Consider the following 9967-nt stretch of genomic DNA (forward strand, 5'->3'; position numbering starts at 1 on the left):
CGAACACCATGAGTATGCGCTCTGCTGTCAGGTTCCTGGCCATGATGCTCAGCGCACGACCAGAAGCCGGATCCAGCCATTGCGCGTCATCGATGACGCACAGGAGCGGTCGCTCACCGGCAACCTGAGACGCCAATGCCGAAAGGCCGTGCGCCACCACCGAAGCCTCTGCTTCGCCGTCCCGCAAGGCGAAAGCCCTTTCCACGGCCTCTCGCGGCTGCGACAGGATCCGATCGAGCTTGTCCAACAGCGGGACGAATAGCTGGTGGGCCGCCGCGAACGCCAAACCCATCTCGAACTCTGCACCCGCCGTCTGCATGATGCGGAACTCCGTCGCCTGCGCCCGGAGATGGCCCAGCAAGGCTGTCTTGCCGATCCCAGGGGCGCCATGCAGGATCAGCGCATTCCCGTGGCCCCGGCGGGCACGTCCAAGGAACCGGGCGAACAATCGGCTCTCACGCTGCCGCCCGTACAGGACCGGCACAAACGGGTCGAGCCTGGACTGATTCATCGAACAGCAATCCTAGCTAGCACCGACCTGCATGCCAGAGTCCTGGCGATCGAGTACCCACGTCAAGGAGAGGTCGCCGAGCCAGCCTAGGTATAACCCACCCCCTCTCCACCGCGATCCGAGTGCGGTTTCGCCCCTAATCTCGGAGCCATGGACAGTGAGCGGAACAGCCGGCTCGGGGAGTTTCTGCGCGTCCGCCGCGCGCAGCTACAGCCCGAGCAGGTCGGGTTGGCTGCGGCGGGCCGTCGCCGCGTCCCGGGTTTGCGTCGCGACGAGGTCGCCCGTCTGGCTGGTCTGAGTCCCGGCTACTACGTCCGTCTGGAGCAGGGACGCGAGCTTCGCCCAACACTTCAGACGCTGGAGAGCCTGACCCGCGCGCTACGGCTGAGCGGCGATGCCGTGGTCACGTTGTACCGCCTCGCACGTCCTACTTCACAGCGGCGGCGCCCGATCCGCGTTGAACGAGTGAGCGAGGACGTGCTCGCCCTGCTGAACGACTGGACTGTTGCTCCCGCCTATGTTCTGGGCCGGTCTCTGGACGTTCTCGTCCGTAATCCGCTGGCTACCGCTCTCCATAGCCGCTTCGTCTTCGGCGACAATCTGCTGCGCATGGTCTTCCTGGATCCGGTGGGCGGCGAGTTCTTCCGCGACTGGTCCATCACCGCGCGTGCCACCGTGCAGGAGCTACGCCGAGTAGCGGATCAGGCGCCAGACGACCGCACCGTGCGAGAACTGGTCGGCGAGCTGTCGATCGCAAGCCCGGATTTCCGTAGGCTCTGGGCTGGACCCGAACCACGCGGGGCGATTCCGTACGGTAGCCATTTCTTCCAGCCCGACATCGGTGAATTGCAGCTGAGAACCGAGATCTTCCCGATCGTCAGCAGCCCCGGCCAACGGCTGATCGCACAACCTGCCACGCCGGGATCTCGTTCCGCCGAAGCACTGGCGCTGCTGGGCACACTCATCGACCAGTCGTGATCACGCGTCGCACTCATCGGCCCCAACCTGTAGGGCGTCAGAACTTGCGTACGCGGGGTTTCACCAGTCGAGCCAGGCGACTCGGCGGTACTCGTTGATCGCTCCCGAAACGGCGTGAACCTCAGAGTGCGCCGTTCCGTCGCCGCGCTGACGTGAAAGCCCAGCCGCACCAACTCTCCGTGCACCCGTCGATGGCCCCACCCTGGGTTCTCTCGCGCCAAGCCAGCGCGCTCGCGACGCCGTGGGACGGCTTCGGGCGCGACCACGGCAGGGCATCGAACTCGGGGCACACCAGAGCCTCCAATGAAGCCGGAGCGCTTCGTTCCTTGTTCGGTTGGCGGGTTGATGTCCCGGATAGTCGCAGCCTGAGGTTATTTGATCCCTTATCTGGCTTATTCGGCGTGGTGTCCACGGCGGAGCCGCCACCCTGTTAGATTCGGGATCATGATCAAGGTGAGGCGCGCGTCAACGGCCCGGCCATGGGCCGTTGAGGCGTAGGACGGTGCTCCTCGGTTCTAGGAGGATCGACGGCCCTTCGACGGGGCTCTGATGCCGTCCCCGCGCGGCCGGTCAGTGCAGCAAGGTCAGGACCGGTCGTGTGCCGTGTGAGCAGCCAGGCCAGCCGATCAACGATGGGAGCAATGTGCCAAGAAGAACTTCCCTGCTCACCGCCGCCCTCGTGGCGATGGCGACGCTGTTAACCGCTCCTATGGCCGGGGCGGGCAACGCGACGGTATCTGGAGAGGACGTCACGGATGCCGTCGGCAAGCGCGGCATCACCTGGGGGCCATGCGAGGAGGAGCCGACCGTCGAGTGCGGCAAGCTGGCCGTACCGATCGACTGGTCCAAGCCGAACGGACCCACCGTCGCCCTGACCCTCGCCCGGCGCAAGGCCGCCGACCCCTCCGCGCGGATCGGATCCCTGCTGACCAACCCGGGCGGACCCGGCAACTCCGGCGTGAACGACATCCTTCGCCCCTCCGGCTTCAGTGAGGACGTCCAGCGGCGGTTCGACATCGTCAGCTACGACCCCCGGGGCGTCGCCCGCAGTGGCTCGGTGACCTGCTCGGCTTCGGTGTACAACAAGATGCCGTACCCGGTCATGACCAGCCAGGCCGACTACGACAAGTGGGTCGACTTCGACAAGAAGCTGTACGCGGACTGCCGCAAGCTCACCGGCCCCCTGTACGACCACATCGACTCGGCCAACGTGGCGCGTGACATGGACGCCATTCGCGCCGCGCTCGGCGAGGAGAAGCTGACCTCGTACGGCGTCTCCTACGGCACGCTCGCCCAGCAGATGTACGCCGAGCTCTTCCCGAACCGGGTCCGGGCCATGGTGCTGGACAGCAACATGGACCACAGCCTGAACGTCAAGGCGTTCCAGGTGACTGAGGCGGCCACCGTCCAGGACAGCTTCGATGAGTTCGTCGCCTGGTGCGACCGGGACACCGACTGCGTCCTGCACGGGCGCGACGTCCGGGCGCTGTGGAAGGGGCTGCTCAAGAAGGCGGACCGCGGCGAGCTGTACTGGCCGGGCTCCACCGACCGCCCGGTGAGCGCCCACAACCTCCTCTGGTTGGGCGTGGTGCTCAATGAGGCGCCCGTCTGGCGGCAGGAGGCCAAGGTGCTCCTCGCTCTGGACGGCGGGCCGGTGCCGGATGACATGCCGGGCCCTCCCGGCAACGGGCCCGTGAACGGTGACTCCGCCGAACTCCCCACCGCGATCCTCTGCGAGGACTTCAACCTGTCGCTCCGGAACTACAACGAGTACGCCGACGTGATGCGCAGCTCCAACGCGGTAGCCCCGGACATGCGGTACAACCCTATGCCGATGGGCGACATGCCGATCTGCCAGGGCCACCCGGTCAACAACCCGCAGCACCGGTTGCGGTACACGGGCAGAGCTCCGCTGCTGGTGGGCACCTCCAAGCACGACCCCGACACGCCGTACGAGTGGTCGGCCAACGTGGCCCGCCAGCTCGGTTCCAAGGCCACACTGCTCACGTACGAGGGCTGGGGCCACGGCATCTACGGCATGACTCAGTGCACCACGGCCGCCATGGACAGCTACCTGATCTCGCTGACCGTCCCCGCACGGGGTGCCCGCTGCCCGGCTGAAGAGCCCCAGGGTTAGGGAGAACAGCGGCAGACTGAGACATGAACGCCGGTGCCGGGCTGACGCGGATCAGCCCGGCACCACCATGACGGAGCTGCAGACGGGACCGTCACCGCCCACGATCTGGGCCGGCTGATGGTCTGCGGGCTCTCGGGCTGCTCGATCGCCACCGGAACGCCCGCGGCGAACGTCTTGGGCCTCGCGCTCCTCGAGTCCGGGCTCACACCGATGGTGAGCCCGCTGCCGTCCGTGCGCTCCGCAACAAAGGTGATGCCGGCGTCGGTCCGCATCTGCTCGCGAATCGGCGCCGCCGCGGCCTGATGACCGCCAGTCCCCATGAGCTGAGCGGTGATGAGCGCGGCGCGAATCGGGCCGTCAAGACCTGTCGACGACCTGCGTGGTGAACCCATCGTGCTCTTCGGGGCCGACGACGGGGTGCTCCGGGTGGGTGATCTTGACGCTTGATCGTCCGCCGGGACGAACCGGCGGGCCGCCCGTGGTGGAATCGGACGAACGCGGTCCGTTTGACCTGGCCTATGCTCCAGCGACATGGAGTCAGGGGGGATGCCGGTGTCGAGCTTCGATGAGATGAGCGCGTGGCTGCGAAGCCGGCTGCCGGACCTGCTCGCCGAGAACCGGGTGCCCGGGGCGGCGGTGGCGGTCTGCGCCGGCGACGAGTCGGTCGACGTCGCGGCCGGGGTGCTGAGCACGGCCACCGGCGTCGAGGCCACGACCGGCTCGCTCTTCCAGATCGGCTCGATCACCAAGGTGCTGACCGCGACGCTGGCGATGCAGCTGGTCGACGAGGGCAGGCTCGACCTCGACGCGCCGGTGCGGGCCTACCTGCCCGGCTTCATGATCGCCGACGAGCGCGCGGCCGTGCGGATCACCGTGCGGCAGCTGCTGTGCCACGTCTCGGGCTTCGAGGGCGACATCTTCACCGACACCGGCAAGGGCGACGACTGCCTCGAGAAGTACGTCGACCTCTTGCACGAGGTGCCGCAGCTGTTCGAGCCAGGAGAGATGTTCTCCTACAACAACGCCGGCTTCTGCGTTTTGGGGCGAATCATCGAGGTTGTCCGGGGCAGGCCGTTCGACGACTGCATGCGGGCGCACCTGTTCGAGCCTCTGGGCCTTACGCACGCTGCGAACGACCCGTACGACGCGATCCTCCACCGCACCGCGGTTGGGCACATCGAGCAGGAGCCCGGCGGCCCGCTCGAACCCACCCGCGTCTGGGCGCTGGCCCGATCGAACGCACCGGCCGGCTCGATGCTGGCGATGCGCGCCCGCGACCTGCTGGCCTTCGCCCGCATGCACCTGGACGACGGCCGGGGGCCGGACGGCCGCGCGGTGCTCAGCCAGGAGAGCGTCCGGGCCATGCGGCAGCCGCAGGTCTCTCAGCCCGACCTCGACCAGGGCACCGGCTGGGGCCTCGGCTGGGAGCTCTTCCACCGCCCCGACCGGGCGATCTTCGGCCACGACGGCAACACCATCGGCCAGTCAGCGTTCCTCCGCGTGGTCCCGGAGCGCGGCGTGGCGCTGGTGATCCTCACCAACGGCGGCTCCCCGAAGCCGGTCTTCCGCGAGCTCGCCGGGCGGGTGCTCGGCGAGCTCGCCGGAGTCGAGCCGGGTGAGGTGCCCCGGCCGGACCCGGCCGCGCCCCTGCTGGACGCCGCCCGCTACGTCGGCACCTACCTGTCGAGCACCTCGCGGACCACGGTGAGCCAGGACCCCGAAGGGCGGCTGTGGCTGGACCGCGTCCCCCTCGGCGTCACCGCCGACCTGGACGAGGCGCCGTACCGCACTGAGCTGGTCGCCTGGCGCGGCGACTCGGTGCTTCCGGCCGAATCCGAACGGGGCGTCCGCGCGCCGCTCGCCTTCCTCGGAGACGACGGGCAAGGGCGCGCCCTCTACCTGCACACCGGCCGGGCCGACCGGCGCGTGCCGTCCTGAACGCCGTGAAGGATCGCTGAAGAACTCGGTCTGTGCCCGCCGTGGATGGGATCGGCATCCTGTCATCAGGCGGCGGTTGCCCGGGCCACCAGCCAGGCCACTCCTCGTTCAACCGGTGAGCGCCAGCGACGATAGTCGGCCTGCCAGGCCGGTCGGTCGCGCCACGCACCCCAGCCGGCGCCACCATCAGAGTGATCATGCTCTGACTTCCGCGATCTGGCACCACGACAAGACCGGCCGGCCCACCGCACGATCCCTCACCGCCTATGACCGTTGACGCTCAGCCGTATGTCCTGGAATCAGCCGTTCACGGCGCCCGGCGATCAGTTCGTCCCGGTGGACGAACGCGGACTTCAAGGTTCGATCGAAGCGACGAACACCACCAGGGGATCGCGCCCCAATATCGTCGGATGGATTGGGAGAGCACGGCCTTGAGCACGGCCGATGGTTCCAGGGACGCGCATGGCGGCCGTTTGCTGACGATCCGTGACCTGTCGGTCGAGATCCGGCGGGGCGATCGGGTCGTCCGCCCAGTGTCCGGTGTCAGCCTGGCGCTCGACCGGGGCGAGACGCTGGGGATCGTCGGCGAGACCGGGTCCGGCAAGTCGATGACCGGTCTGGCGATCATGGGCATGCTGCCGGCCGGCGGCCGGGTCACTTCAGGCTCGATCGACTTGGACGGCAGGGAGCTAGTCGGGCTGCCCGCCGCGCAGTACCGCGCGATCAGGGGCAACGACGTGGCGATGGTCTTCCAGGACTCGATGACCGCGCTGAACCCGACCAAGCGCATCGGCGAGCAGGTCGCCGAGCCGGTTCGGCTGCACCGCGGCGCCTCGAAGCGGGAGGCGCGCGCCCGCGCCGAGGAGATGCTGGCCCTCGTGGGGTTGCCACGGCCGGCCGAGCGGCTGGACGACTTCCCGCACCAGCTCTCCGGCGGCATGCGGCAGCGCGTGATGATCGCGATGGCGCTGGTCTGTGAGCCCCGGCTCGTCATCGCCGACGAGCCGACCACCGCGCTCGACGTCACCATCCAGGCGGAGATCCTCGACCTCCTCGACGACCTCCGGTCCCGGCTGGGCATGTCGATGATCCTGGTCACCCACGACATGGGGGTGATCGCCCGGCACGCCGACCGCGTCGGGGTGATGTACGCCGGGCGCGTGGCCGAGACCGGGCCGACGCCCGTGTTGTTCGGCCGGACGCGGCACCGCTACACCCAGGCGCTGCTCTCCTCGATCCCGTCGCTCACGCAGGACCGCCGCGAGGAGCTCTTCAGCATCCCCGGGGCGCCGCCGGACCTGACCGTGGTCGAGGCGGGTTGCCCGTTCGCGCCGCGCTGCGCCGCCGTGACCGACCGGTGCCGCGAGGAGCCCCCGCCGCCCGCGGCCGAGGCCGATGACCACGTCTACGCCTGCTGGCACCCCGCCGACGGCCCGGCCGCAAGAGGCCGCGCGCGGCTGGTCGTCCCGGCGCCAGCCGTCACGGAGCCGCGCCTGCGCGTGGTCGACCTCCGGCGCGAGTACCCGGCGGGCAGCGCGGGCCTGTTCGGCGGCCGCCGCACCGTCAAGGCGGTCTCGGGCGTGAGCTTCGAGGTGGCGGCTGGGGAGACCTTCGGGCTCGTCGGCGAGTCGGGCTGCGGCAAGTCCTCCCTGGGCCGCATGCTGGTCGCTCTCGACCGGCCCACCTCCGGCGAGGTGATCTTCGACGGCGAGCCGGTCGCACGGATGAGCGCCCGCGCGCTGGGGCCCCGACGTACCCAGCTGCAGATGATGTTCCAGGACTCCAACGCCTCCCTCGACCCCCGCATGCGCATCGGCGCGATCCTGCGCGAACCCCTGGCCATCCAGGGGGTCGGCACCCGCGCCCAGCGCACCGCCCGCGCCCGCGAGCTGCTGCGGGACGTGGGCCTGCCGGCGAGCATGCTGGAGCGCTACCCCTATGAGCTGTCCGGTGGGCAGCGGCAGCGGGTGGGCCTGGCCCGCGCGCTCGCCCTGGACCCGAAGGTGCTGATCGCCGACGAGCCGGTCAGCGCCCTGGACGTCTCCATCCGCTCGCAGGTCCTCAACCTGATGCGCCGCATCCAGCTCGAACGCGGGCTCAGCAGCGTGGTGATCTCGCACGACCTCGCGGTGGTGCGGTACCTCGCCGACCGCGTCGGCGTCATGTACCTGGGCAAGCTGGTCGAGACCGGCACCACCGAGGACGTGTACGGCTCAGCCGCGCACCCCTACACCGCGGGGCTGCTGGCGGCGATCCCGGACGCCGACCCCGAGGCGCCGCAAGCCCCGGCGGCCGCGAGGGTGCGCGGCGAGCTGCCAAGCCCCATAGACCCGCCGAGCGGCTGCCGGTTCCGCACCCGGTGCGCCCTGGCGACCGAGTTGTGCGCCCAGAAGGAGCCCCCCTTGACGCCGGTCACCGGCACCCACCACGTCGCCTGCCATCACCCACTGCGCCGAGAGGAGTCGCGCTCATGACCTGGTACGTGCTCCGCCGCCTGGCGGTCTCGCTCCTCGTCCTGCTCGGGATCTCCGCGGTCGTCTTCCTCATGCTGCACCTGGTGTCGGACAGCCCGGGACGTGTCGTCCTCGGGCAGCGCGCCTCGCCGGAGGCCGTGTCGGCCTTCAACCGGGCGCACGGCTTCGACCGTCCGGTCGTTGTGCAGTACTTCAGCTACCTCGGCCAGCTGCTCCAGGGCGACCTGGGCCGGTCGTACAAGCTGAACGAGAACGTGGGCACGCTGCTGGCCCGGAACGCCGGCCGTAGTGCAATGGTGTCGCTGGCCGGGCTGGTGCTGGCGCTGCTGATCGCGGTCCCGCTCGGCATTCTGCAGGCGGTCCGGCGCAACAGCGTCGTCGACCGGGTCGCCACCGCGGCGTCGTACGTGCTCTACGCGACGCCGTCGTTCCTGGTCGGGCTGCTGCTGATCGCCGTCTTCAGCCAGACAATCCGGATCTTTCCGGCGGAGGCGTCGCAGTCGCACTCGCCGTGGGTGGTCTTCACCGATCCGCGGGCGATGGCGTTGCCGGTCATCACGCTCGCCGTCACCAGCGTCGCGGTCTTCGCGCAGTACCAGCGTTCCGCCGCCCTCGACCAGCTCGGCCAGGACTACGTCCGGGTCGCGCGCGCCAAGGGCCTGCCGGAGCGGCTGATCCTCACCCGCCATCTGCTGCGCAACGCCTGCCTGCCGCTGGTCATGCTGGTCGGCACGCTCGTCCCCACGCTGCTGGCGGGCAACCTGATCGTCGAGTCTCTCTTCAACTACCCCGGCCTGGGCCTGCTGTTCCTCAACAGCCTGCAGCGCGAGGACTACCCGGTGCTCCTGGCCTACACCCTCATCGGCGGCGTGCTGACCGTGGCCGGCAACTTCATCGCCGACGTCGTGGTGGCGTCCACCGACCGCCGAATCGAGCTGAGCACATGACCGCACCAGATGTGACCGCCGCGCCATCCCCCGAGGCCGAGACGTCGGCGGAGAGGAACCCGGTCTCGATCCGGTCGGTCCTGCGCGGGCTGCGCCGGCATCCGCTCGGCCTGGCCGGCGGGCTGCTCCTGCTGCTCATCGCCGGGTTCTGCTTCCTCGGGCCGCTGTTCTACCAGACCAACCAGACCGACGTGGACCTGGTCAACGCGGCCCTGCCGCCCGGCCCCGGCTACCCGCTCGGGACCGACACCAACGGCTTCGACGTGCTCGGCCGGCTGATGTCCGGCGGCCAGGTGTCGCTGCAGATCGGGCTGCTGGCCGCGCTTTTCGCCACCACGATCGGCACCGTCTATGGGGCCGTGGCCGGGCTGGCCGGGGGTGCGGTCGACGGGTTCATGATGCGGCTGGTCGACGTCATGTTGTCGATCCCGTTCCTGTTCTTCGTGCTGATCCTGTCGGCCCGCTTCCACGCCGACGCGCTGACGCTGAGCCTCGTCATCGGCGGGTTCTCCTGGCTCGTCTCCGCCCGGTTGGTGCGCGGTGAGGTGCTGACCCTACGGGTGAGGGAGTTCGTGCTGGCCGCCAAGCTGATGGGCGCCTCCCGCACGCGGACCATCCTCACCCATCTGATCCCGAACGCGCTCGGCGTCATCATCGTCAACATCACCTTCCAGGTCGCCGACGCCGTCCTGGTCGTCGCCGCCCTGGGCTTCCTGGGGTTCGGCCTGACCTACCCCACCGCCGACTGGGGCAGCCAGCTGGCCAGCGGCGTCACCTACATCTCCGCCGACTACTGGTGGCTGATCTACCCGGTCGGCGGCTGCATCGTCCTCACCGTGCTCGCGCTCAACCTGCTCGCCGACGCGCTCCGCGACGCGGTCGGGCGGCGGGCCGACTGATGCCCTGTTCACCAGGACGGAGGCGGGCGCGCGGAATTGTCCGCATCGCCGAACACGGGTCGAAGCCGCTGGTGCAGTGTCAA

At 69.5% G+C, this 9967-nt stretch carries 6 protein-coding genes and 2 pseudogenes; 7 read left to right on the top strand and 1 reads right to left on the bottom strand.

Annotation, left to right across the window (positions count from 1 at the left end):
* Positions 1–16: 16 nt before the first annotated feature.
* Positions 17–511 (bottom strand): annotated as a pseudogene (locus ABT294_RS29635) (ATP-binding protein); the annotation flags it as partial.
* Positions 512–661: 150 nt separating this feature from the next.
* On the opposite strand from ABT294_RS29635, the gene ABT294_RS29640 reads away from it, so the two are divergent.
* The 7 genes and pseudogenes from ABT294_RS29640 (at position 662) to ABT294_RS29665 (ending at position 9884) form a co-directional block, all read left to right on the top strand.
* Complete coding sequence (locus ABT294_RS29640) at positions 662–1489, top strand: helix-turn-helix domain-containing protein (protein WP_350809566.1); 828 nt, start codon at positions 662–664, stop codon at positions 1487–1489.
* Between the two features lie 643 nt (positions 1490–2132).
* Positions 2133–3626 (top strand): alpha/beta fold hydrolase, encoded by a 1494-nt coding sequence (locus ABT294_RS29645; RefSeq protein ID WP_350809567.1) that lies wholly within the window; start codon positions 2133–2135, stop codon positions 3624–3626.
* 531 nt (positions 3627–4157) lie between these two features.
* Positions 4158–5564 (top strand): serine hydrolase domain-containing protein, encoded by a 1407-nt coding sequence (locus tag ABT294_RS29650; protein WP_350809568.1) that lies wholly within the window; start codon positions 4158–4160, stop codon positions 5562–5564.
* A gap of 164 nt (positions 5565–5728) precedes the next feature.
* A pseudogene (locus tag ABT294_RS50880) lies at positions 5729–5841 on the top strand (IS982 family transposase); the annotation flags it as partial.
* 196 nt (positions 5842–6037) lie between these two features.
* Entirely contained in the window at positions 6038–8038 is a 2001-nt protein-coding gene (locus ABT294_RS29655) for an ABC transporter ATP-binding protein (protein ID WP_350809569.1), read from the top strand.
* A complete protein-coding gene (locus ABT294_RS29660) occupies positions 8035–8985 on the top strand; it encodes an ABC transporter permease (protein ID WP_350809570.1) in 951 nt (316 codons plus the stop codon). The genes ABT294_RS29655 and ABT294_RS29660 overlap by 4 nt, the downstream gene beginning before the upstream one ends.
* The gene (locus ABT294_RS29665; RefSeq protein ID WP_350809571.1) at positions 8982–9884 is read left to right on the top strand and encodes an ABC transporter permease; all 903 of its coding nucleotides are present in this window, start codon (positions 8982–8984) and stop codon (positions 9882–9884) included. The genes ABT294_RS29660 and ABT294_RS29665 overlap by 4 nt, the downstream gene beginning before the upstream one ends.
* Positions 9885–9967: the final 83 nt, after the last annotated feature.

Origin of the sequence: Nonomuraea sp. NPDC000554, from assembly GCF_040300065.1 — a bacterium.
In the GTDB taxonomy this organism is placed as follows: Bacteria; Actinomycetota; Actinomycetes; order Streptosporangiales; family Streptosporangiaceae; genus Nonomuraea.